At 38.0% G+C, this 23949-nt stretch carries 25 protein-coding genes and 1 other RNA gene; 6 read left to right on the top strand and 20 right to left on the bottom strand.

Features of this window, described 5'->3' with window-relative positions:
* Window positions 1-34: 34 nt before the first annotated feature.
* A complete protein-coding gene (locus tag M3600_RS13035) occupies window positions 35-241 on the top strand; it encodes a hypothetical protein (RefSeq protein WP_251646319.1) in 207 nt (68 codons plus the stop codon).
* A gap of 84 nt (window positions 242-325) precedes the next feature.
* Here M3600_RS13035 and mntR read toward each other — a convergent pair whose 3' ends face one another.
* The 5 genes from mntR to M3600_RS13010 form a co-directional block, all read right to left on the bottom strand.
* The gene (gene mntR, locus M3600_RS13030; protein WP_233313426.1) at window positions 326-751 is read right to left on the bottom strand and encodes a transcriptional regulator MntR; all 426 of its coding nucleotides are present in this window, start codon (window positions 749-751) and stop codon (window positions 326-328) included.
* 226 nt (window positions 752-977) lie between these two features.
* Window positions 978-3137, bottom strand: a complete 2160-nt coding sequence (locus tag M3600_RS13025) for a type IA DNA topoisomerase (protein ID WP_237941640.1) — start codon at window positions 3135-3137, stop codon at window positions 978-980.
* Window positions 3138-3263: 126 nt separating this feature from the next.
* A complete protein-coding gene (locus M3600_RS13020; protein WP_233313422.1) occupies window positions 3264-4241 on the bottom strand; it encodes an aromatic acid exporter family protein in 978 nt (325 codons plus the stop codon).
* Between the two features lie 3 nt (window positions 4242-4244).
* Complete coding sequence (locus M3600_RS13015; RefSeq protein WP_233313421.1) at window positions 4245-4544, bottom strand: hypothetical protein; 300 nt, start codon at window positions 4542-4544, stop codon at window positions 4245-4247.
* A 342-nt stretch (window positions 4545-4886) separates the two neighbouring features.
* Complete coding sequence (locus tag M3600_RS13010) at window positions 4887-5198, bottom strand: hypothetical protein (RefSeq protein ID WP_233313419.1); 312 nt, start codon at window positions 5196-5198, stop codon at window positions 4887-4889.
* A 384-nt stretch (window positions 5199-5582) separates the two neighbouring features.
* Between M3600_RS13010 and cspD the strand changes: the two genes are divergently transcribed.
* Window positions 5583-5783 (top strand): cold-shock protein CspD, encoded by a 201-nt coding sequence (gene cspD, locus M3600_RS13005; RefSeq protein WP_009791749.1) that lies wholly within the window; start codon window positions 5583-5585, stop codon window positions 5781-5783.
* Between the two features lie 40 nt (window positions 5784-5823).
* On the opposite strand, the gene M3600_RS13000 is transcribed toward cspD, so the two are convergent.
* Complete coding sequence (locus M3600_RS13000; RefSeq protein WP_233313417.1) at window positions 5824-6033, bottom strand: zinc-finger domain-containing protein; 210 nt, start codon at window positions 6031-6033, stop codon at window positions 5824-5826.
* Window positions 6034-6080: 47 nt separating this feature from the next.
* Window positions 6081-6734 (bottom strand): reverse transcriptase-like protein, encoded by a 654-nt coding sequence (locus M3600_RS12995; RefSeq protein WP_251646318.1) that lies wholly within the window; start codon window positions 6732-6734, stop codon window positions 6081-6083.
* Window positions 6735-6910: 176 nt separating this feature from the next.
* Here M3600_RS12995 and M3600_RS12990 point away from each other — a divergent pair, with 176 nt between their 5' ends.
* Complete coding sequence (locus M3600_RS12990) at window positions 6911-7321, top strand: reverse transcriptase-like protein (RefSeq protein WP_233313414.1); 411 nt, start codon at window positions 6911-6913, stop codon at window positions 7319-7321.
* 89 nt (window positions 7322-7410) lie between these two features.
* Here M3600_RS12990 and M3600_RS12985 read toward each other — a convergent pair whose 3' ends face one another.
* Window positions 7411-7680 (bottom strand): DUF6123 family protein, encoded by a 270-nt coding sequence (locus tag M3600_RS12985; protein WP_233313413.1) that lies wholly within the window; start codon window positions 7678-7680, stop codon window positions 7411-7413.
* 28 nt (window positions 7681-7708) lie between these two features.
* Entirely contained in the window at window positions 7709-8203 is a 495-nt protein-coding gene (locus M3600_RS12980) for a divergent PAP2 family protein (protein WP_233313412.1), read from the bottom strand.
* Window positions 8204-8322: 119 nt separating this feature from the next.
* Between M3600_RS12980 and sspL the strand changes: the two genes are divergently transcribed.
* Window positions 8323-8454, top strand: a complete 132-nt coding sequence (sspL, locus tag M3600_RS12975) for a small, acid-soluble spore protein L (RefSeq protein ID WP_233313411.1) — start codon at window positions 8323-8325, stop codon at window positions 8452-8454.
* A 38-nt stretch (window positions 8455-8492) separates the two neighbouring features.
* Here the strand turns inward: sspL and M3600_RS12970 are convergent, their stop codons facing one another.
* From M3600_RS12970 to M3600_RS12960, 3 genes are all read right to left on the bottom strand, one after another.
* Window positions 8493-9347 carry a 5'-3' exonuclease gene (locus M3600_RS12970; RefSeq protein WP_233314725.1) on the bottom strand — a complete coding sequence of 285 codons (855 nt, stop codon included), beginning with the start codon at window positions 9345-9347 and terminating at the stop codon, window positions 8493-8495.
* 176 nt (window positions 9348-9523) lie between these two features.
* On the bottom strand, window positions 9524-10360 hold the full coding sequence (locus M3600_RS12965; RefSeq protein ID WP_251646317.1) for a sulfurtransferase: 837 nt from the start codon (window positions 10358-10360) through the stop codon (window positions 9524-9526).
* A gap of 14 nt (window positions 10361-10374) precedes the next feature.
* Complete coding sequence (locus M3600_RS12960; protein ID WP_251646316.1) at window positions 10375-13986, bottom strand: dynamin family protein; 3612 nt, start codon at window positions 13984-13986, stop codon at window positions 10375-10377.
* Window positions 13987-14601: 615 nt separating this feature from the next.
* Between M3600_RS12960 and M3600_RS12955 the strand changes: the two genes are divergently transcribed.
* Complete coding sequence (locus M3600_RS12955) at window positions 14602-15054, top strand: chemotaxis protein CheX (protein WP_233313407.1); 453 nt, start codon at window positions 14602-14604, stop codon at window positions 15052-15054.
* Window positions 15055-15361: 307 nt separating this feature from the next.
* Here the strand turns inward: M3600_RS12955 and M3600_RS12950 are convergent, their stop codons facing one another.
* The 3 genes from M3600_RS12950 to M3600_RS12940 all read right to left on the bottom strand — a co-directional run bounded on the left by M3600_RS12950 (window position 15362) and on the right by M3600_RS12940 (window position 19381).
* Complete coding sequence (locus M3600_RS12950) at window positions 15362-16876, bottom strand: carboxypeptidase M32 (RefSeq protein WP_251646315.1); 1515 nt, start codon at window positions 16874-16876, stop codon at window positions 15362-15364.
* A gap of 151 nt (window positions 16877-17027) precedes the next feature.
* A complete protein-coding gene (locus M3600_RS12945; protein ID WP_233313404.1) occupies window positions 17028-18947 on the bottom strand; it encodes an ATP-dependent DNA helicase in 1920 nt (639 codons plus the stop codon).
* 266 nt (window positions 18948-19213) lie between these two features.
* On the bottom strand, window positions 19214-19381 hold the full coding sequence (locus tag M3600_RS12940) for a hypothetical protein (protein ID WP_237941644.1): 168 nt from the start codon (window positions 19379-19381) through the stop codon (window positions 19214-19216).
* 498 nt (window positions 19382-19879) lie between these two features.
* Here M3600_RS12940 and M3600_RS12935 point away from each other — a divergent pair, with 498 nt between their 5' ends.
* On the top strand, window positions 19880-20173 hold the full coding sequence (locus tag M3600_RS12935; protein ID WP_233313402.1) for a hypothetical protein: 294 nt from the start codon (window positions 19880-19882) through the stop codon (window positions 20171-20173).
* Window positions 20174-20512: 339 nt separating this feature from the next.
* On the opposite strand, the gene M3600_RS12930 is transcribed toward M3600_RS12935, so the two are convergent.
* From M3600_RS12930 to M3600_RS28960, 5 genes are all read right to left on the bottom strand, one after another.
* Complete coding sequence (locus tag M3600_RS12930) at window positions 20513-21646, bottom strand: THUMP domain-containing class I SAM-dependent RNA methyltransferase (RefSeq protein WP_251646313.1); 1134 nt, start codon at window positions 21644-21646, stop codon at window positions 20513-20515.
* A gap of 182 nt (window positions 21647-21828) precedes the next feature.
* Window positions 21829-22212: RNase P RNA component class B (rnpB, locus tag M3600_RS12925), an RNA gene on the bottom strand.
* An 81-nt stretch (window positions 22213-22293) separates the two neighbouring features.
* Window positions 22294-22599 carry a cell division regulator GpsB gene (gene gpsB / locus M3600_RS12920; RefSeq protein WP_233314724.1) on the bottom strand — a complete coding sequence of 102 codons (306 nt, stop codon included), beginning with the start codon at window positions 22597-22599 and terminating at the stop codon, window positions 22294-22296.
* 73 nt (window positions 22600-22672) lie between these two features.
* Window positions 22673-23233 (bottom strand): SLOG family protein, encoded by a 561-nt coding sequence (locus M3600_RS12915; protein ID WP_233313400.1) that lies wholly within the window; start codon window positions 23231-23233, stop codon window positions 22673-22675.
* 241 nt (window positions 23234-23474) lie between these two features.
* Complete coding sequence (locus M3600_RS28960; RefSeq protein WP_267913266.1) at window positions 23475-23858, bottom strand: CotD family spore coat protein; 384 nt, start codon at window positions 23856-23858, stop codon at window positions 23475-23477.
* Window positions 23859-23949 lie beyond the last annotated feature (91 nt).

Genomic DNA, 23949 nt, shown 5'->3' with positions numbered 1-23949 from the left:
ATTTTGATTTTTAGCGAAAGGATGGATAAAAAACGTGGAAACAATCATTGCTGTCGAAAGAAATTACTTAGGTGAGATTATAAGCTTTAAAACATCAAATGAACGGATTATTTCTTACAGAAAAGCACTGCTTGAAGCAGAAGAAGGCTTGCTCGATGGTGTAAGGCTTTGTGAGGCAAGCTATGAAGATGGACAAGCGCTTATTATTGAGGATACCTTTGCGGAATACCCGCTGATTTAATCGTTATTATGTAAGAGGGGCTAGACATAGAGACACACCTTATTGACAAAGGGGGTTTTCAATAAAAAATGTCTCTCGCCTTAATTAATCCAGTTCCTCGTTTTTTCGCTGGATAATTTTAAGCTCCTCTATTCTTTTATTATCTTCCTGAAAATATTGGACTAAATCTCCAACACGATCTATTGCGTCCCAGCTTAAATGATGTTCAATGCCTTCCACATCTTCATAAATATTTTCTTCTTTTACGCCGATGATACGTAGAAGGTCTTCTAGCAGCTCATGCCGATAAACTAGCCTTTGTCCGATTTTTTTGCCTTTCGGGGTTAGTATCAGCCCTCTATATTTTTCGTATACAAGATATTCATCCTTATCTAGCTTTTGAACCATCTTTGTAACAGAGGAGGGATGCACGGACAAGGCTTCTGCAATGTCGGAAACTCTTGCATATCCTTTGTCTTCTATTAATTTATAAATTTGTTCGATATAGTCTTCCATGCTGGGTGTTGGCATATATGACCCTCCTAATTTTGCATATACTCTCAAACACTTGCCATGTTTGGCAAAACTAGAGCAGTTTCACAACTGCTCTTGTCCTTCGCTTTGGCTTATTGCCAAACACGCAAGAACGAAAATATCCTTTATGCATTTTACTATATAAGAATTAAGGAAACAAGCACTTACCCTATTGGTTCGAACATAAAACAACATGTTCTTAACTAGGCAGGAGATCGCTTGCTTATTTCTTGCTGGAAAAATCCATTTGCCAGCTGAAATAATCATTATCCTCATTTTTGACATACTTTAATACAGCGTCAAATTTATTTCCTTTTTTGCTTGTCAGTCCTTTAACTTCTGCTTCCCCTTTTTTAAGCAGTGACTTCACCATTGTTTTTGTCGGTTTTTTCTTTAATGCTGCCAAAAACTTGTCATTCTTCCAGATTACAAACTTACAGCCTTGTTTCCAATTGCTGCAGCCGTAGCCTTTTTGCCCCTCGATTACTTTATGACCGCAAACAGGACACGTGCCAAGATTCTCTATGGTTTTTTTTGTATACGAAACCTCTTGAATGGTAACAGCTTGTTCCCCTTTAATCTTTTCAACGGAATTTCTAGTGAATTCACCAATAAGCTGCAAAAATGCGCTTTTCGTGTATTTACCTTTTTCAATATCATACAGAGACTTCTCTAGCCGACCTGTGAAATCGAGGTTAAACAATTCCTTGATTGGGAATGTTTCAACAAGTGTCTTGCCTAAGTCGGTGCAGTTAAGGTTCTTCCCTTTTGCCTCTATATAGCCGATATCCTTTAGCTTCTTAATGGTCTCTGCACGGGTGGCAGGTGTTCCGATACTGAACCCGCTTAAAATGGAAACGACATCTTCTTCCGTATCGCCTGAAGTATCGAAGTTTTTTCCGCATGTTTCCATTAAGCGCAACAGTGTTTTTTCGGTATGCTCCTTTGGTGCCTGTGTCGTATGAGTAGTTGTTTCCATCTTTTTAATGTCCACTTCTTCTCCTTTGCTTACAAATGGAAGAAGGACATCCTTTGACTTGATGTTCTCCGCTTTTTTCCATCCTTCAACAAGCTGCACTTTGCCTTTTGTATGAAACACACCGTTTAAATTTGCATCTAACACTTTTGTGACAATTCTCGTTTCTTCATATTCAGCAACAGGCATGAATTGCATCAACAGCCTTGTTCTAATTGCTTCATATACTTGCTCCTCATCCTTAGTCAGCTTCTTTGGAATAAGATAAGTTGGTATGATGGCGCTATGGCTTTCGACTTTTTTATTATCAAAAACTCTTTTGGATGCATAAAATTTAATATCGTCTTTATACGGTAAGTTCGCTGAAATGGCGCTGACTACCTTTGCAGTTTTGCCGATCAAGCTTTCCTCTAGTGCCATACTTGCCGTCCTTGGATAGGTTATATACTTCTTTTCATAAAGACCTTGGGCCACCTTCAATACTTTATCTGCAGTCCAGCCTTTATATTTGCTCGTAATATACCCTTGCAGATTAGACAAGTTGAACAACAACGGAGGATACTCTTTCTTTTTCTGGACGGTTTTGTCTGCCACAACAGCCTTCTTTCCTACTATTTCCTGTTGTATTTGCTCGAGTTCTGCCTTTGTTTTAAACTTGTCCTCTTTGCCGACAGTATAAATGCCTGTGTATTTTCCTTCAGCAGCTAAGAATGTGCCTTGAAGCTTAAAATAATCCTCTGGCACAAATTCGCGAATTTCTTTATCTCGATCATAGATTATTTTTAAGGTTGGAAGGAGGACGCGGCCAATATTAAGGGCTTTTCCTTTCCCCTTCTGATATTTCAATGTTGTAACAGAGGTAAGATTAATGCCGATGAGCCAATCCGCCCATTGTCTGCTCACACCAGCATCCTGCAATGGCCTCATTTCACTGTTTGACCTGATTTGCTGTAAACCGTTCAACACTTCATCCGGTGTCCATTCATTCAGAAGCAGTCGGTAAACTTCCTTGTCTGTCCGAAGATTATAAATTATACTGTCTCCGATAATCTGCCCTTCCCGATCATAGTCGCAAGCCGATATAATCGCGGTGACATCTTTTCTTCTCATAAGCTGATGGATAATCCGCAGCTGTTTTTGCGCACCACTATCAGGCTTATCTCGGTTACGAGGGTCACTTTTTACTTTATATTTAAAGTTCTCCGGTATAAACGGGAAGTTTTCCATCTTCCATGTTGCCATCTTTTCATCATAATCTTTTGCATCATTCAGCTGCAGTAAATGTCCGAATGCCCATGTAATAATATAGCCATTTCCTTCAAAATAACCGTCCTGCTTGGTTTTTATTTTTAATGCATCTGCAATATTTTTTGACACAGATGGTTTTTCAGCAAGTATTAACTTCATGTTATCACCTTTTTTATATGCTTAGCCTTGAGCTTTTTGCTATCAAAACAAAAGATTCTCCTAAACATCTCATTTTCTCTAAAGAGACATGCATGTTCAGGTAGAATCTTTTTCATTTCTATTATATCAATTATAAGCTACTTTGAGTGATTTTTTCACTTTCAAATACTGTTCAAGCTCTTTCAGCACATTATAGAGCTGAGCCTGTTCTACAAACAAATCCCAATCCTGCGGCAATGCTTGCATCCTTATTTCTTCCTCTAGCTTTTCAAGCTTGCTCAAGAAAAGCTGTGCTGTATTACCAGGATGTATGCAAAGACTCAGTTCTTCCAGGAAATTAGCAATCGAATGGCGCTGTTCCGGAAGCCTGTTTACTGTCGTTACCTTCGCGAAAAGTCCTTCTATTATTTCTAGCTGTTTTTCCCTAATTGTAAAATACTTATAATAATAGTTTTCTTTTCGGGTAAAATGATTTTCAACATCCCTGTATGCAAGCGACTTGGCAATCTGTACTTCCTTCGCTGTTTGCATCAGCTTCAATTTATAATCGAAAGCTGACTCATTAGAACGCAGGAACTCAACCATCCCTTGAAGCATTTCCTGAAAATCCTTTTCAATCTTCTGCTGGTATACCTTCATTTCCTTGTCGAGGCTCGGCATATAGCTGTTGACTAACAGCGCTGCGCCAATTCCGATTACAATGAGCATGAACTCATTTTGAATGACATCCCAGTTCATATGGCCATTTGAATAGATATGAAGGATGATGACAGTGCTTGTTACGACGCCTTCATTTACTCTCAGCAAAACAGTTGCAGGGATAAATAACAGGAGTAACAGTCCAATCGCATACGGTTTATAACCAATCAGCTCAAAAAACACGTAGGAAAACGGAATCGCAAGCATGCATGCTATGAATCTCGCAAAAGCGCTGTGCAATGATTTCTTTTTAGAATTTTGCACACAAAGAATCGTAATGATAGCAGAAGATACGAAAAAATCAAGGCTGCATAATTGAGCAACGGTAATTCCCAAACTGACAGCAACAGCAGTCTTGAAAGTACGGTAGCCTATTTTATATTTTTTTAGAGATTTTATTAGCATTGGTCAATCACAACCTGTAACTAATAGATCATCCTGTAAAGAAACCAACTTCCCATTAATTGAAATTTCATCTCCAGTTTTCACAAACAATGATACTACACAACCGCTGAATGGAACTCCGATCTCCTTCAAATCTCCTTGATCGGTTTCGATTGTCAAAATTGTTTCCCACTCATAAAAGTATGCTTTTTCCTGAACAAAAACCTTCTTGACTGTTCCAGCAAACGGACTCAATATCACTTGATCTTCCTTAGAAATTTCATAATACGGACTTTGACTGTTCTTTACAATCGTTTCAATCATTTTTTAAAATCTTCCCTTGTAAATTTTTTGCTCCATTGGTTTGATGGACGAGCATCTAATCCAGAAAAAATAAGTCTTTTTATCATGTTAATAAAAACACATTTTCACCGACATTTCAATGGTTTCCCTCCTATTTCCACATGTTTTTTTTATGATAAGCCTTTCATTTTTATCCATAAAAAAAACCGGCCTTTTACCGGGGGGTGACTGATGAAAAACTTTGTTATAAAAGCAGCTTTTTCTTTGTGCAATAAAGGGAGCTATAGTGTCTTCGGAATTCCTCACAAATTTGAGTAGGAGTCTCCAATCAATCTTCATTCACGAACAGGAATTTTGTTCCTTCTAGAAAGATTCCTCTTTGCCTGGTTCAAAGCCGTATTTTTTGATTTGCTTTTCTGTTTGTACATACCATTTATCCCTTTCAACAATATTGGAGACCGTCAATATAAGCGAAGGGATTTTTTCTACCATAAATACAATTAATCCGATATTTTTGTTCATAATAACAAAGGATTCACCGTGAGAAAAGGTGGTCAGCTCCTTGCCTAATTGAAGGATGCTTTTGACAATAGCCTGCTTGCTTTCATCTTCCAATACAATATTAGGCGAAAAACGCAAAATCCAGTTAGCATTTTCAATCGAAAATCGATACATACTTGTCACCTTCTTTTATTGTCTTCGCAAAAAAGCATAAAAGCAGACAACTGTCTACAGCTGTCCTATTATAAACAAATCCTTTTTACTTATCATTATATGGATATGTTGTAAAAGATGATTTATGTACTTAAAAATATTCTTTTACACTAATATTCACAAGAAAACAAGCACTGTCGTGTATCCGTTTTCTTTTGTTTCGAGCTCAAAAATACTTTTTATGAAAAAACTCTATGAAACCTTGACTCTACTGGGTTAATCGTGTATATTATAGACATCATTTAACAAAATTCTGAAAAATTACTTTCTATTATTATTTTGTTCTATGAGAATATTTATTTTTCAGCACTAATGTGTCTTGAAAGGCTTAGGAGGAAACTTAACATGCAAAACGGTAAAGTAAAATGGTTCAACAACGAAAAAGGCTTTGGATTCATCGAAGTTGAAGGTGGAGACGATGTATTCGTACACTTCACAGCTATCCAAGGTGACGGTTTCAAATCACTAGAAGAAGGTCAAGAAGTTTCTTTCGAAATCGTTGAAGGAAATCGTGGACCTCAAGCTGCTAACGTAGTTAAACTATAATAAAAACTTAGAGCAACAATATCCAAGAGCTGGCATTTTGTCAGCTCTTTTTATCTTCCTCTTTATAATTTCCTGCCAGCATATCTCCGAATTTTTTTATTTCTAAGCCGACTGTACATTCTGAAATACAAAAACGGTGTGCCTGCCTTTTACCTTTTTCTATTTTGTTATGCTCATATAAAAAACAGCCTTTACAATAATCATTTATAAGCTCTTCTGCTTGCAGCAGCCATTTTTTTCTATCCGTCACAAGGCATTCTCTCCTCTTTCTAACATGATTGGCATGCAACATGTACGTTAAATTATTTGCATTTTGCTATAAATCCGCTTCTCTTCAAGAGCTTGGGTAGCCAATTTATCCGCCTCTTTATTTTCATTGCGGCCAATCGGTGTATATTTAGCATTTATTTTCATATCAGAAAGCTTTTTTTCAATGCGGTCAAGCCACTTGTTTAGAGCTTCTTCGTAGCATGGCCACTCTCCTGACAGCTGATTTAAAACTACTTGTGAATCACCTTTAAATTCACATGTTGCTCCTTTGACTTCTAATTCTTCCAACAGATTCAAGGCGTGATAAAAAGCAGCGTATTCTGCTTCATTATTGTTTTCCATATCATGAAATAATTCGTTAGCCCGAATGCGATATTTTTTTTTGCCTTGGTTGAAATAAAGGATAACTCCAAGCCCAGCTGTGTTTGTTTGCTTTCGATACCCGCCGTCAAAATAAATGACAAAATCATGGGGCTCCTCTTCCACTTCAGCATTCAGCTTAATAAGCTCCTTCAAGCTCCATTCCGTTCCATTTTCATCATAGTAAGTCAAATCCACGCCTTTTTTGTTTTTCTCCATATCTTCCCCAATTAAAATGGCTGTGCTTTGTGCCATCCAGTCAGAGGTGAAAAAAACCTCTTCTTTTTTTAAGCGGTATTTGTATTCAAGCTTATATTTCATCTAAAAAGCGCCCCTTCTATATTAGATTCTATTCATTAGAAATGTTAAACGGTATAATAAAATGGTTACTAAGTTAAAATCCATATAAAATAATGTTATGTAATTTGGCTAACTTTTATAGCTTAAAGCTCAAGTCCACTGTGAATAATAATACCAGATAATTTGGAGGTTTAGAAATGATAGAAGTCTACATCGATGGTGCAAGTGCTGGAAATCCTGGTCCGAGCGGTGCTGGCATCTTCATTAAAGGGCATGGGAGCGCCGAAAAATACTCTGTGCCGCTTGGGTCTATGAGCAATCATGAGGCAGAATACTATGCGCTGATTCACGGTCTTAAGATCTGTTTAGAAAAGAACTATCGGACAGTCAGCTTTCGGACAGACTCTGAGCTTGTCGACAGAGCTGTAGAAAAAAGGTTTGCTAAAAACAAAAAATTCTCTCCCCTTCTCGAAGAAGCACTTCTTATGGCAGATGAGCTAGACTTATTTTTTATGAAATGGATTCCAAGTGCGGAAAATAAAACAGCGGATGAATTAGCCCGACTGGCAATACGCAAAAATAATCCGAATGATATGCAAAACTCATGAGGTTAAGATTCTTTTCTTGCTGTCGCTAATATTGCAACTCCCTATAGCAAATCCTTTTGAGTAGAATAATCTAAGTAAAAAACCCCCTATTATAGGGGGAATAGCTGTTCATCCTTCAAGTATGTTAATGCTTCTTTTCTTGTTGTCACCTGCGCTTTTACAAAGCGTTCAAGAAGTGACATATAAAAGCTGCCATCAAAATGCTTCTGGATTTTAAGGGTGCATTCAATAGCTGTGTTAATTAACTCATCTGCTGCATTTGTATAAGCTTTTCCGAAGTAAATAAAGCCAACCGCATCTTCCCCGAACGAAAAGCCTTTGCTTTCTAAAAACAGCAAATACTCTTCAACTGTCTTCACCTTTCGCCCAATCCTCCCGAATTTCATCTTATTTCCATGTTACTTTATTCTTCGACATATTTCTATCTTTTTTTAGTACTATATGCCCTAATGTTCCCATCAAAACACCCAGTAGAGCGCCTCCAACCACTTCCTCTGGCTGATGGCCAAGCATTTCTTTTAAGCGTTGCGGCTGCTTTTCCTCAAATGGAACCTTTTCATCTGTTTTCAGCTTTTCCATCAAGTCTCCCAAGTCATTGACTTTCAGTGTCAGCTCTCCAGTCTGGCGCCTGATTCCTTGTGCGTCATACATAACAATTAGCCCGTATACAAGTGATAAGGCAAAATCAATGGTCGGCACGCCTCGTCTTAATGCAATAAACGTCGTTAAGGATGATACTCCAGCAGAATGGGAGCTCGGCATTCCGCCAGTTTGGAAAAACAGGCGGTTATCCCATTTTTTTGTTTTTACATAATGAATGGGAATTTTCAAAAATTGAGCCAATCCGATGCTTGTTAAAGCAATGTAAACACCTTTGTTCATATCGTCACCTCAAGATTAGTTTTCATGAAATATGTTTAGATTATTCCATCCTGCAAATACTACAAATGATTATTTATTACCAAATGGTCGATTCCAACATAAGCAGGGGGTGAAATTTCATGAGCAAGGATAGAAACAGAGGCACAGCAGCAGGCGGCGTAAATCCGCAAGGCTATGGACAAGATGCTGATCAGACGCCTGCACCGAAAAGCAAGCTGGAAAACGCGGCAAAAAAGAAAAACACAAAATAAAAAACAGGACCGTACATACGGTCCTGCTACTATTCTCCTTATGCGAGAGCCTCGTCTTTTTTCTGAACGAGACGATCAAAATGCTTGAATTCTAATTCTCTGAACTTGGCAATTGCTTTATCTGGAGTGATTTGATACAGACTTTCCTCAAGAAGACAGTCCACTGGCACATCACATTTAATTTCTGCCAATGTTCTGCTGAGATGGAGCATGTCCAAATCTGCTTCAATTTTGGCACGCTGACCTTTTGTCAGTGAAACAAGATTCTCTAATATTCCTTCTATGCTTGCATGACTCTGAAGCAGTTTCAAAGCTGTTTTTTCTCCAATCCCTTTTACTCCCGGATAATTATCGCTCGTATCACCCATCAAGGCCTTCAAGTCAATCATCTGCTTAGGCTGAATCCCTTTTTCCTCATAAAAACTATCTGGTGTATGCACTAAATAATTGCCATATCCTTTTTTTACAAGAGCTACTGAAATATGATCATCAAGCAGCTGCAGAATATCTTGGTCACCTGTTAATATCGTTACATGAGCTGACCCCTTCATTTTTTTGGCAATTGTACCGATGCAATCATCTGCTTCAAAACCGACAACACCTATATTGGGAATATCAAAGCTTTCCACCACTTCTTTAACAATATTAAATTGCGGCATCAATTCTACTGGTGCTTCCGATCTGTTCGCTTTATAGTCAGGATACATTTCCGTCCGAAATGTTTTGCTTCCCATATCCCAGCAAACTGCAACATGTGTTGGATTAAAATGGTCTACCGCTGTAAAAAAATGTTTAACAAACCCGTGGATTGCATTTGTTGGTAACCCCTTTGAATTTATCATAAATTGCCCTGTAACAGCTGTTGCAAAGTAAGCCCGGAACAATAGGGCCATTCCATCAACTAGCAGCAGGGATGGCTGTTTTTCTGTATTCAAATAGATCGCTCCTATTCATTTAGTCTACTCTATTATAACAGAATTCCAATCAAATTTAAGCTAGTGCGTTTTTCCATTGACAAGTGAGCACAAAAAAGGATAATCCTGCGACTATCCTTTTTTGTGGTCTTTTTTTATTTTAAAACGTCAACCTTGTTATCATCATAGGAAATCCAATCACTGAAGCTGCCCGGATATAGGGACACATTTTTAAATCCAGCTGATTTCATCGCAAGATAGTTAGGAATTGCGGTTATGCCTGATCCACAATACACAATATACTGCTTTTTTTCGTCCAATTCAGTGAAGCGCAGCTTTTGCTGCTGTGCATCTTTAAATCTTCCATTCACTAAACCATCTGTCCATACTTTATTGATTGCACCCGGGATATGCCCGCTTTTTTTGTCAATCGGCTCTATCTCACCTGTAAATCTTTTATGCTCTCTTGAATCAATTAATACTGTCGCATCACTTGGCTCACGAACGAAAGCTTTAACCTCTTCATAAGTTGCTGCCATACTCCTATTCACATCAGGAACAAAATGTGATAATTCATAAGCAGGAATCTCTGCTGTAATGGGGCCGCCAATCTCGAGCCATGCCTGCATTCCCCCGTTTAATATATATACATTTTTATGTCCCATATAGTTTAAAAGCCACCACAGTCTTCCTGCAAATGCACCTTCTTTGTTGTCATAGGCGATAACAGTTGTACTATTACTAATACCTGCCTGTGCAAGTTTTTCTGTGAACAGCTCCACATCTGGAAGCGGGTGTCTGCCCCCATGCTCTTTGACTGGTCCTGACAAATCTTTTTCCAAGTCGAAATACAGACTGCCAGGAATATGATCAGACTCATACAGTTTCTGTCCTTCATCAGGATTTGCCAGACTAAAGCGGCAATCAATAATTCTTATATTTGGACTGGACAAATTTTGCACAAGCCAATCTGCCTCCACTACAAACTCCATCTGGTCTTTCCTCCTTACCTACTGTTAGCATATGTTAATACATTTCTGTCTTTAATTGCTTGCAGTGCATTTTTCATGTTAATACGGGTTGCTTCGTTTTGGAACAGCTCTGCTTTCCCACTGTAATATTCCTCCATTTGTCTGTGGAGGGTTTGAACCATTGCTTGTTTTTCTTCTTCCAAACAGTCATTAAAATAATTAAATAGCCGCTCTTTTTCTGTTTCAAAAAAAGTATAGCCATCGCTTTCGATTACGGTTTTTATTTCTTCGGCAAGGTATTTTCTGTCTCCTTTTTCAAAGAAAGCTTTCGGGTTTTTATAATAAGATAATGCTTTTTTAAAAAGCGCTCTGTCAAATGTTCTAAATGGAGCCAGATGGGTTAAAACATCTTCCAATCTTTTTGTATCATCAAGCTGCAGGATGATTTCTTTATTTTTTTGGCGAATGCTTTTAATCGACTGTTCAAAAAGTTCTTTTCTTTGCGCATAAAAGTAATTCTCACTTCGTAAATTGACTGCCCTCAGCTCTTGCTCCACTTCATGGCTAAGCTGCATAAGGAAATCATCCAACGCTTTTTCTCCTTCCTGTTTTCGGCTTTCGCCTTTAAGCAGGCCAGGGTGGAACGCTTCTTTCAGCCAATCATTGAACTGCAGGAATATTCTCTGTTTTAAGTAATGAACCTGCTCATCTATTTCTGCTTTCAGCTTTTTATTTAAATAAGAATGCTTCTGTTGAACAAGGAGGGAGCGAAGTTCTTGTTCTTCCCTTTTCCACCGCTCCATTTGCTCCTTTTGCTTCTCATGCTCTGTTTCAGATGTCAGGATGAAGTCCTCCAACATATGTATGCCAGCTAAACAGTCTGCTTCTGCTGCTTTCAGCATAAACGGAAGCCATTCATCCTCAATGAATTGGAGCAGACTCGCTTTAAAATGTTCCATTTGACCTTTATATGGTTCATCACCGCTAAAGAGACTGGAAACTGGGAAAATACGCGGATTTCTAATTCCATAATGCTCGAGCTGTTCATAAAGATAATCAAAGACAAGATCTAATTCCTCTTGATCCTTAGCCAAGTCAATAGCGTTCATAATAAAAAACATCTTATCCTTCTCAAAAGAATCTTTCATTCTTCCTAATTGAAGCAAAAAGGACCGATCTGCTTTAGCAAACGCGTGATTATAATAAGATAAGTACAGGATAGAATCAGCTGCCTTCATGTATTCAAAGCTTAGCTCACTATGCCTTGTATTAATGGAATCTCCGCCAGGCGTATCGACTAATACGATGCCTTTTCTTGTCAAACTGCAGTCAAAGTACACATCAATTTTCGCAATGAAGCAAGATACAGCTTCAACCGATACATAGTGCTCCAGTTTCTTCATATCCTCTGTTGTGACCGTACCTAGTGATTCTTTACGTGCTTTATACCCTTCAGAAAAAGCATCTAAATAGCGAAAGTGACTCGCCGAAGACGGGGATTTTGCTTTTTTGATATTTCCGATGGCAAGCAAAGCTGCTTGCAAAGACTCGGCTTTTTCATGAAACACTTGCAGATAATCTTGAAGCTCACCTAATATCTCACTCTCGCTTTTCCAAAAGACAACCATTTTACCATGCTGATTGTTTCTATCAACAGGGAGGATGCGGTTAATGGCTGCTGTCATCGGATTAGGCGACACTGGCAGTAAAGGATGTCCAAGCAAGGCATTAGCAAATGACGATTTCCCTGCAGAGAAAGCACCGAATAAGCAGATGGTATATTGTTTATTGCGAATGGTATCTGCTCTTCGCTCTAGATTGCGGACAACCTCCTTAAAACCTGTTAATCCTGTTAATGCTTCAGAAACAAATGCAAGCTGTTCTATCATTTCCTCCGGCTTCGTTAATACTGTTTCTGTTTTAGGCCGGACTTCCGCCTGTCTTTTTCTTTGAGTCGGTTGTGCTGCGTTGACAGGATTTATTTGCTGGACAATCGGCTCTGCTGGCTTTTCAATCAGCTGCAAATAATGAGGCTCTTCATCTTCTCGCCGCTCCTCCATCAGTTCTGTTAAGCGGTTTTTCCATGTATCCCAGCTTGTGTTTATTTCAGCAATTTTCTGTTTTGCTTCTAGTAAGGTTTCGAGGTTTTGCTGTTGTTCTGCCAAGGCAAGCTCCTCTTGTTTTGTGAGCTCATCCTGCTCGCTTACTAAGATAGAAAACAGCTTAATCGCTTCTTTTTTTACATTGCTTTTTATGTAATCTTCGACCTCTTCACAATAGCGGAGCAAATATGTTTCTGACATTTGTGCATTTGGGTTCACAAGTGATTGCAGAGCTGTCATTTCCAAAATAAACATAGATTCTGTCATATATTGCTCTTTAAATGCACCTGCATCACCGCCCACTTTTCCGGCAATAGAACTAAAAAATTCTGTCATTGGGCCGAGCAGCTGTAACTGGACTGTTTTAACCAAAACTCCATGAAATTCTGATAATCTTTTTTCCTGTTCGTTTTTGATTTTTTGTTTGCTGGAGAAAAGTCCAAGCTTAAATTTCTTATCTTTGGAATTCAAGTAGCTTTCTGCAAGCTCTCTATTTGCATAAGGCATAATATACGCATTTTTTATAATAGAAAGAAACTCTGCTTCCCACTCTGCCTGCTGCTCCTTACGACTGACTAGACGTTGAAGCTTCAGGTTAAGATTCTCCATTTCAAGCTCTAATTTTTCTATTTGCTCCTCGCTTATTGCCGCAAGAGGCAGGCTTGCTGCTTCCAGGTTTTTCTTTTTCCGTCTTGTCATTGTATTGCTGTGGTCTGTTTTTATTTTTAAAAACGATTGATCTGCAGAGGCTTCTGCTAAGGAATGTTTATTTGCTATTTTCTCTGCTATATATTGTTTCAGCATGCTGATTTCATTTTTATTTTTGTCCATGTCTTTGATGGAAGTGTAGAATATCTTCTCAGGCACTGCCCCACTAGATATAAAAGCATGCTCTACACTTTGCTTAAATGCTTCAAAAGAGATTTCTTCTTCTCGGTGCTTATCAATCTGATTGATAATTAAAACAAAACTTTTCCCGCTGTCTACAAGCTGTTTCGTAAATTCGATATTAATTTCAGACTGAACATGATTATATTCTACGACATAAAAGAGAACATCTGACAGATGGATGCTTGATTCTGCTGCAAGCATATGAGCTTTATCAATACTGTCAATTCCCGGTGTGTCGACAAAGACGATATTGGCTGATAATTCGATATCGCTTACATTTAAGGCAACACCATTAATTAACTCCTTGTTATTCAATTGGCTGTCCACTAATTTTAAGTCTGTGCAATTGGGAAATAACAGAGGCGAGCCTTCTGTGAAATCAACTCTAACAGAGTCTGCTCCATGTTTTACCCTGATTTTATGAGCTGTAGTGGGAATAGGACTGCTCGGTAAAAGACTCTTGCCCATAAGTTCATTTATTAAACTTGATTTGCCGGCAGAATAATGGCCGCAAAAGGTAAAAATAAAATCTCCTTCATGGATCTTATTAATTAAATCCTTTACCTTTTTGCCAGCTGCCGGATCATTATAACTAGCAAGAAATTGATAAAATTCAGTGAGGTGGTTTAGTTGAAAAATGGTTGTAGGAAGCATGATTAACTCCTTTTACTTTGGTGATTAGTTTCATTTTAACCATTTTCAACATTGGAATAAAGAAAATATTTTGAATTTTACACGTAAACCGAGAAAATTTGAGGAAATTTGCGAATAAAACTAGCATATCGGAGAAAAAATAACTGCAAAGCAAATATGTATTTATTTTGAGTGAGCAGATGGGGATACGTTTTTCAGAACATATTTCATAACAGATAAGTAACCGACTGCTGCTGCAGCAATAAGAACTGCGATCATAGTTGAACACCTCTTTTCTAAATGAGAGCGATTTTCAAATTCAGTTACATTTTAACATTAATGATAATCATTTTCAATATGGAGGACATTGTTTTTTTTACAATATAAAAAAATTCCTCTAAAAAGAGGAATGAAATGTTTTGAAGGATGTTGCTGTGCATCTTTATTATAAAATGCCTGCTTTGAAATTTCATTGTAAATAGTATCCAGTACTCGTGAAAACAAGCAGGAGTATAAGCCTATATTAGTTAGGAAAATATAACCACGCTATTTTTTCCGTAAATTCCAAATTTACTTATCCAAATTTTATTTAAACTATGATAAGATGTTGTTAACTACAGTATGGGGGAATGAATTGTGACAATCACGCGAAGTGCAACAGAAATATTAAACGGGACTATTGAATCAGTTAAAAACGTAATCCCCTTTGAATTAAGTATTGATAAACCTACTTTAATCACGGCACCTTACCAGCAAAAATCATTAGGTGTTTTAATCGGTTTAACAGGTGATTTCCGTGGAAGAGTCATTATAGATGGAAACCAGGAAGTATTCGGAAAGATTGGCGAAGCGATGTTTGGAATGGTGCTGGAAGGAGAAATGCTTGATTCTTTCTCTGGAGAGCTTGGCAATATGATCGCTGGAAATCTTACTACATTTGTTTCTAAAAATGGGATTGCTATGGATATAACTCCTCCGACCGTGTTGGTGGGAGAAACGAAAATGTATGGCTTTGACAAGGCCCTTAGTTTAAAAGTGACACTTGCTGACACAGGCACTATTCACATCATTTTAATGCTTGAAGTGTAAGTTTTCGATAACAAAGAGATGGCAATTACTAGTCAACTCTTTGTTATTACAGTAATTCACTCATTTTCCTTCTGGCTTTGCACCTCTATCTTAATCTTGTTCTCAACCTTCATTCCGCAATGAGGGCATATAGTGCTCTCTTTATAAAGAATGAGGCAGTGCTTGCAATAATAATGTTCCATCAATTATCACATCCAGTTTATTATCTCTAACAGTATATTTATAAACAGCGCTTTTCGTGCATGCAAGCATACTTTCCCTTTAAAATAGAGGAAAGAGCAAGGAAATATTCCTTGCTCTTTTTCGTTTACAGCTTATAAACATTTGAGTACTTGTCATAAAGATATTGTATTAAATACTGTGCGTTTAGCCCTTCGCCTGTTACATCATTTAAAATTTCAAGCGGTTTTTTTGTTTTTCCGAACTGATGAACTTTTTCTTTGAACCATTGCTTAATCGGCTCAAGCTCGCCTCTTTCTAGAAGCTCGTCAAAGTTAGGAAGATCTTGGAGAAGTGTTTCTTTAAATTGAGCTGCATACATATAACCTAAGGCATACGATGGAAAATATCCGAAGCTTCCGCCTGCCCAATGGACATCCTGCAGCACTCCTTCCCCGTCATTTTTTGGCTCAATTCCTAAATATGACTTGTATTTCTCATTCCACACTTTCGGAAGATCTGCTACTTTCAGTTCACCGTTAAACAAGGCCTTCTCTATCTCGTAGCGAATGATAATATGCAGTGGATATGTTAATTCATCTGCTTCAATCCGAATAAGTGATGGCTTCGATTCATTGATTGCACGATAATAGTCTTCTACATCAACTTGATCAAACTGGCCGTCTGCATATTCCTTCAGCAAGTAATAATGTTTCTTCCAAAACGAAGCGTTTCGTCCGACAAAGTTTTCATAGAATAAAGATTGTGACTCATGGATACCCATCGAAGTTCCTGTACTAAGCGGTGTTCCGACAAGTTCCTCCGAAATATTTTGCTCATACAGTGCATGCCCAACTTCGTGCACAGTTCCAAACACAGCTACCCTAAAATCTGATTCCACATATTTAGTCGTTATGCGCACATCTCCTGGGTTTATGCCTGTAGCAAAAGGATGAACCGTTTCATCCAGGCGGCCTGCATCAAAATCATAGCCAATTTGCTTTAACAGCTCAAGGCTAAACCCATGCTGTTTGTCTTTTGGAAAGTGAGCGAACAAAAAGCTTGTTTCTGGTTTGTGCTGTGACTTGGCAATTTTTTGTACGAGAGGCACAATTTTTTCTCTTAACTCAGCGAAAACTTCGTCTAATATATGTACTGTAATACCCGGCTCATACATATCAAGAAGAACATCATATGGCGTGCTGTCATAGCCCCAATAATGGATGAATTTTTTAGTTGTTGCTACTAATTTTTCCAAGTAAGGCTCAAATAAAGAAAAATCTGACTTTTCTTTCGCCTCTTCCCAAACGCTTTCTGCTTTCGATTGAAGCATCACATATTCTTTAAATTCACTCGGAGGAATCTTTTTGTTCCGGTCAAATTCCTTCTTCATTTCTTCCACTGTTTTTTTCGTGACATAAGATAACTCATCTTGAACACTTGCATCAGATAATTGGTTTAAATATTGTTCTAGCTCTTGCGAAACAGACAAATTAAATGCTTCTGCAGACAATGTGCCGACTACCTCTGTGCGCTGATCAACACCCTTTTTAGGTGCGCCTGTGCGCAAATCCCAATAAATGAGGGCCAAGGCCTCGTTGTATGCACCAATTTTTTTTATATAGGCTAAAAAATCCTGTTCTATTTCTTTAATATTGCTCAAATTTACTTCTCCTCCTTATCTGAAGCCCTCTGATTTTATTCAAAGCGTTTTCTGAAAACTATCTTACCATATTTTTCTTTCGAGGAATATAAGGGATGCTTATGTATAAATATAAAAAAGCAGTTCTTTTTTCAAGAACTGCTTAAAGTATTTATATATATGCAGGTTCTACCGGCAACGCTGCAACTACTGCATCTTTCACTTGCTTCTGCTCTTCTTTGTCCATAAGGATATGGATATGACCGCTGTCCTCATTTGTACGGATTAATCGTCCAATTCCCTGTCTTAAGCGAAGAATCATATATGGCAAATCTACTTCTGTAAATGGATCTGCTGCATTTTCACGCTTTGATTTATAAACAGGGTCATTTGGAGGGAATGGTAAGGAGTAAACAAATACATTCTCTAATGAACTTCCTGGCACATCCAGACCTTCCCATAAGTTAACAGCACATAATATAGACTCTTCTTCATTTTGGAATTTAGAAACAAGGCCGCTGATTTCTCCTTCTCCTTCAAAATAAATCGGAAGGGTGAAATCCTTTGGCAAGGCTGTCTTAAACTTCGCTAAGTCTTCCTTGCTGTTAAACAGCACAAGCGATCTTCCGCCAGCGGCAACTAGCTTCTCGATTACATAATCTTTCTTCAAATCTGTATCATCATGATTATATTCTGTCATGATTACATTCATGTTTTCGTCATAATCAAATGGAGACTCCACAGAGAAGGATAAGAACTCTTTAGCTCCTAAGCTGTTTGCCATATATTCAAATGACTTGTTATCCGATAATGTTGCAGACGAGAAGATAATCGGCTTGTTTTGGCTGAAAACATCTTCCTTCATAATATCTTGTACAAGTCTTGGCATAATTACAAGTGTCCGCTCTCCGTCATGCTCTTCAAACCAAATAATACCGTTCATTTCTCTTAAGAATAAGTGCAGGGAATGAGAGATTTGCTCCAAGTATTCTTCTACTACTTTCAAATCATACTCGTTAATAACATACATCTCACTTTCAAAGACTAGTTCTTCCTCCAAATCAGAGATTAGACCTGCAAGTCTTCGGCCTTCTTTCATAACAGTATCAGTCTTTTTGATTTCCTGCTTGTCCGAACCTTCTGTTTCAAAAGAAGCATTCGTTAATGCAGCAAAAAATTGCTCGTTTTGATAGATTGTATCTTCTATAATATTTAATGTTTTTTCTCTGACATCATTGGCAAGCAGCTTAGTAAGTAGCTTTTCCAAATTTTGTTCTGTCAAGCGGTATGTCAATGCTTTTTGGGCTGCATATTCCAACAGATGACCCTCGTCAAATACGACACAGGCGCTATCTGGCAACAGTGGCAATTGACCTTCTCTTTTTCTTGATTCCTTTGTCCAAATATGCTCCATGTAAAAATCATGAGAGCAGATGATTAAATCCTTGGCATTACGATAGTAATCTCTATGCAAAGTTTGGCCACAACGGTGGCGCTTATCGCATGTGAAGCAATCCTGCATGGAATCCCATGCCACGCCGCCCCAATCTTCATCTGTCAAGTCAGGGTAATCCTTTCTGTCCCCGTATGGCGCAAATGACTGGAGTGAACCACTGCCGTGAACAAAGTCAGGTAATGTATCATAAATAGAATTATACGTGTCCTCAAACGTTATTTTTTGATCTAGCTTGTTCAAGCAAAGATATTGGTTTCTTGACTTCGCCAGACGGACATCAATTTTCAGTCCTAATGCCTGCTCCAGTTTGGCGATATCGCCTTCCTTTTTAACAAGCTGTTCGATTAACGTTTCATCAGAGCATGCGATGATAGCAGGCTTGTTCACATATCGAGCATAGCAAATGCTGTACAGTAAATACACAAAGGTTTTGCCTGTGCCAACGCCAGCCTCTGCAAATATTGTCTTTTTCTCCTTGAACGCCTTTTCAAGCTGATAAGCCATAAACACTTGCTCATCGCGAAGCTCATAGCCGGCCTCTGGAAGGATGTCATAAAAAACATCCCCAATCCATTCCCCTAATTTATCGTAAAATGATTCTGTTTTTGAAACCTCAAATGGCATGCTGTTTTGCATGATACCCCTCCATAAAATGAAATACGAGACACTCCTCACTTGACTAAAAGGAAATTTCTAAAATTATTATGCCAAGGCTTGAAGAAGTTTGCCTCTATTAAAAACTTACGCTTATCGAAATGAATGCATTTATTTATAATAGGCAATTCCAAATAAACATGCAAGAGAAAAGAGGGCCGCCAACCGCAAGCTAGGCCCCCTCTTAACTTATTGCTCTAGTATGAAAAGAGCCTCACAAAAAAAGAAAAGACAGCATCAAGTTATTCCTACTTGATGCTGTTTGATAACGAAAAATTCATTGCCTGCTTAACGGATTGCTGTGCATCTATATAAGTTTGAAGCAAATCTTCTCCGATATCTTCATTTTTAACTATGTCTAATGACTGGTTAATGGCATGCAAAATTTTTTCATAATCGATCGTATTGTCCATCATTATAAATCCCTCCACACAAAACTATATAGACTTATATATACACATGTTGAAGGGATTTTATACGCTTTTGGTTTGTCTCTTTTATGCTGATTATCGTTTTCTTCTGCCCCAGTACTACTTGATGAAGCCGTTGACTGCTCTTTGCTAGTTTTTGCTCGAAATGTGGGCTTTTTACCAGTTCAACCCGATTATCTGCTTCCCAATTCCTTCATATTATATTATGGTTTTATAGAGGTGTAAACAAATACTATTAAAATCTAATTTTTCAGGTTTAATACCTGCAACAAAGAAGTTATGTTAATAGACATTTCTAATAATGGTTTAGGATGCTTAAAGGGCTTCCTATTTCTTTACCATAATAACCATGTTTCACCTTAAATGTACTTATTTAATTTAATGTGGTATGCTTATCCGTAAGCACTTTAAATAATTTTAGTAAATTACTTGTATCTCTACTATTACTTGTGGTAGGTGTTAATACCGAAAAAGGAGATCAAAATGAAAACTAAAGCTAAAATTATAGGGACAAAGTACAATACGGACTATATACGTCCTAGATATGGTGTTAAACTTGAAACTCTTGAAGGTAAGTTTTTAATTATCGATTTTGATTACACGGAAACACCTAAGCTGAAAAGCTATACGCCACGCAGTGTGTATTATGATGGGAAAGACTATGGTTCCAAGCTATCTTGGTACACAAAAGCAGTGGAAAATATGACAGTTCAGAAGTTCTTAGCTAATATTGCGGATAAACTGGATAAAAAATATTTACCTACGTTAAGTAAATAATATAAATATTAAAGACTATGCCTATTTTAAAGTGTAGTTATGAACGGCTATCATTAGCCGTTTTTTTTTATTGATTTATTAATAAGAAGAGAATGAAAAATACCAAATACGCTAATAAAACTACTCTTTAATATTTATTTTTACGAACAAGGCTTATTCCCTTCTTCACTGTACGAATACATATCATTTTATTTAACAGTTTAATGTCTGCCACATTTAAAATATGTTGTATAGTACAGCAAGTCAAGAATAAGCCCAAATTCCTCCTATATATGGTTAATTCATGCAGAAAATTCCCACACTAATTAATAACTCTTTAGGACCCTTCATATATAAAGGTTAATCCCGTTTTCTTCTGCCCCAGTACTGATAATAATCTGTTTTGATGAAGCCGTTGAAGAGCTTGCGCTTCTTCGTTGCTTTTTTGCCGTATTGTTCTTCAAATTCTTCATCTGATGTCAGCATGTAAATGGACCATGTTTCAAGCGGTTCGAATGCTTGTCCCATTTCACGGTACATCCTTTGCACTGATGGCTTGTCGCCTAAACGCTCTCCATACGGAGGGTTGCCAACAATTACACCATTTTCCTTAGGTGTTGTAAAGTCTCTTACTTGCATTTGCTTGAATTGGACTAAATCACCAAGTCCAGCCTCAAAAGCATTTTCCTCGGCGATTTTGACCATTTTATGGTCAATGTCAGTGCCTGTTATGTCAAGAGGCTGATCATAGTTTGCCAAGTCTTCTGCTTCCATTCTCACTTCATCCCATAGCTTTGCGCTCATCCAATCCCATTCCTCGGATAAGAACTCACGGTTAAAGCCAGGAGCGATATTCTGCCCGATTAAGGCTGCTTCTATCGGAATCGTGCCAGATCCGCAGAATGGATCGACAAATGGACGGTCTGGTGTCCAGTTTGTTAGCTGTATCAAGGCTGCTGCAAGTGTTTCTTTAATCGGCGCTTCTCCTTGTCCAGTCCGGTAGCCTCTGCGGTGTAGTCCGTGCCCAGATGTATCTATTGTTAATGTAGCTACATCTTTTAATATACTGACTTCTAGTTTGAACAGCGGGCCATTTTCTTCAAGCCAGCCTGTTTTTTTATAATGTGTACTCAAAGATTGAACAATCGCTTTTTTGACGATTGCCTGACAGTCTGAAACACTGAAAAGTTTTGATTTTACTGATTTTCCTGCTACTGGAAATTGAGAATTTACAGGAAGATAGTCATGCCAGTTCAATGCCTTTGTCTTTTCAAACAATTCATCAAAGGTAGTTGCCTTAAACTCGCCGACAACAATTTTAACTCGGTCTGCTGTCCGCAGCCACATATTGCTTCTTGCGATTGCTTTTTCATCACCTTTGAAATGCACTTTGCCGTTATCTACCGTACACTCGTAGCCAAGATCTCTAACCTCTTTCGCTACAATTGCCTCCAGCCCCATTGCAGCTGTTGCAACCAATGAATATTTTTTCATACTTTCACCTATTTTCTAAAAAATAACTAATTATGTATATCACTTATTATGTCCATTTGGCATCTGCCATTATCATTTATCTTCAAATAAAAAGATGACCTTATGTTTACCTGATTGAAACAGAGTAAACATCAGAGTCACCTTGTGCTATTTTTATCATCATAATGTAATCAACATTAACGCTTTATAAGCCATGTTCTGTTCCTTTGTACTGTAACGACCTTAAAGGCCTCGTATAAAGGCGGTAATCATCTATCTACAGATTATAAATCTGTCCTTCTCCTCGTTTAGTTCCTCAGAGAAAGTTCCCCTACCAAAATTTGGGTTTCTCGCTCGCGGGGTTTACCTCGTTCCACCCTTTTCATTTCTGAAGAGGCTCCGTCACTGTGGCACTTTCAAGGTATTCATGCCATATCCTATAAGGACTTAGGCATTTTCCCTGCCGTCAGCATAAAATATGCTGCCCTAGCTTATTTTTTGGCTAGGCACGAACACTACAGGCATCTCAGCCTGTGCGAGCATGGACTTTCCTCTACAAACAATGTTTGCAGCGATTACCAAAGCGTTGTTATTGATACATTTGCTATTATAGTATGTCCAGCTGATAATAGCAATAGCAGATTCTGGATTTTCTAATTCATTTCAAATCAATCATATAGCTTGCTTCCAAATACATGCTTTTCCAGATTGGAAAGTCTTTTTAAAATATCAAAGTTAGTTGTGCCCGCAGTAGTTGTTGGCGCCTGCGGTCTTTTGGAACTTTCGTCAACCTGTCTTTTTAAGCGCATATTCTCCTGCTGCAGCTCTTCAATTTCTTGATGTAATGTTTCATAATCCTTTATAACCAAGTCTAAAAATTGGTCTACTTCTTCTGGTTTATATCCTCGCATTGCCGTTTTAAATTCCTTCTCGAGAATATCTTTTGCCGTTAACTTAATCTTATCTGATAGCATCATATTCCGCTCACCTCAGTCAATTGCCGTATTAAATTAATTTTTCCAGACATTTAGCGATTTGTCAATTTTTCTAGAAGAAGTCTTTATTAAATTCTTCTTCCTCCACAATTGCCTGCAGATCATAAAAACTGATTAATCGAATGTCGTAATCATTTCTTTCCTTATATTGTACTGCAAGTTCGTATAAATATTTAGGGTTTCCCGTTTTTTCTGTATCATAAAACAGCAGTAATGCATCGCTTTTTTGCAAAAGAAATACATTTTTCATCCGAAACTGGTTCGGACTTTCGTATTCTTTTTTTGATACAGAGTCGACATAGTCTGCCTGCATCAATATTTCTTCATACCATTCTTTATTTTCTTCCTTCCAGCTTTGCTCCTGATTTAAAAATGGGGTGACTACTCCAAGCTTTAGTTCAGGATGACCATTTAACTGCAAATCATAGACGACCTCCGCCGCCCAAAGCTCTGTTCCCAACTGACCGCTGATGAGCACCCATTCAAGGCCCTCCTCAAGCAATTGTTCCAGTTCTTTTCTTATCGCTTTTTTTATGTATTCTACAGCAGGGTCATTTTTTTTAAACAGACCAATTTCGAATGGCTTATATCCTGAAATAGCAGCTACTTTCATTTTGTCCATTCCCTTGCCTATAAACTTCTTATTTTTTCAGTTCATGTTTAACCTTAACTAATCTATTTCTGTTCCTTTTAAAAAATGACCTTTTTATTTGCAAAATATTGTAAAAAAATAACCTTAACCTTCCTTAAGAAACATTATAAGCATTTTTGGCAAAAAGAGAAATTTTTTTCCCTCACTTCATATCAAATGGCTGCCGAGTAAGGAATCGGCAGCCACGGATTATTAATAATTATTATCTTCTAGGAAAACCGCCTGGGAAACCACCTGGTCCTCCTGGAAAACCGCCTTGGCCACCTGGGAATCCACCTGGTCCTCCTGGCGCTGCTCCAGGATAAGCTAATCCAGTAGCTGTAAATGGTACGCCACCAGGTTGTGCAGGTTGTTGAGGCACCGGAAACGGAACTGGCGCTGGCCCCATATTTGCTTGCGTATTTGTCACCACATTCTGAACAGATTGTGTGTGCGGGAAATAATGCTGATGCTCATAATTCACGTGATTTACCGTCGTTGTATGGGATGGGTGAATATGAGGAACAATATTGTTTTGGAACGTGTTATTTACACAGCATTTCGTTGGGTGTACAACAGCAGGCAGTACATTAGGTTTGCAATGCATATTAAAATCTCCTCTCCATTCTTTAAGTTTTATTATCTTACAGTAACAACTTATGTTGGGAGAGGTAATCTTGTACTAATACAAACACCTA

Origin of the sequence: Niallia sp. MER 6, assembly GCF_023714395.1 — a bacterium.
GTDB lineage: Bacteria > Bacillota > Bacilli > Bacillales > Cytobacillaceae > Niallia.
The sequence above is the reverse complement of the archived record's forward strand: the minus strand, read 5'-3'. Positions and strand labels throughout refer to the sequence as shown.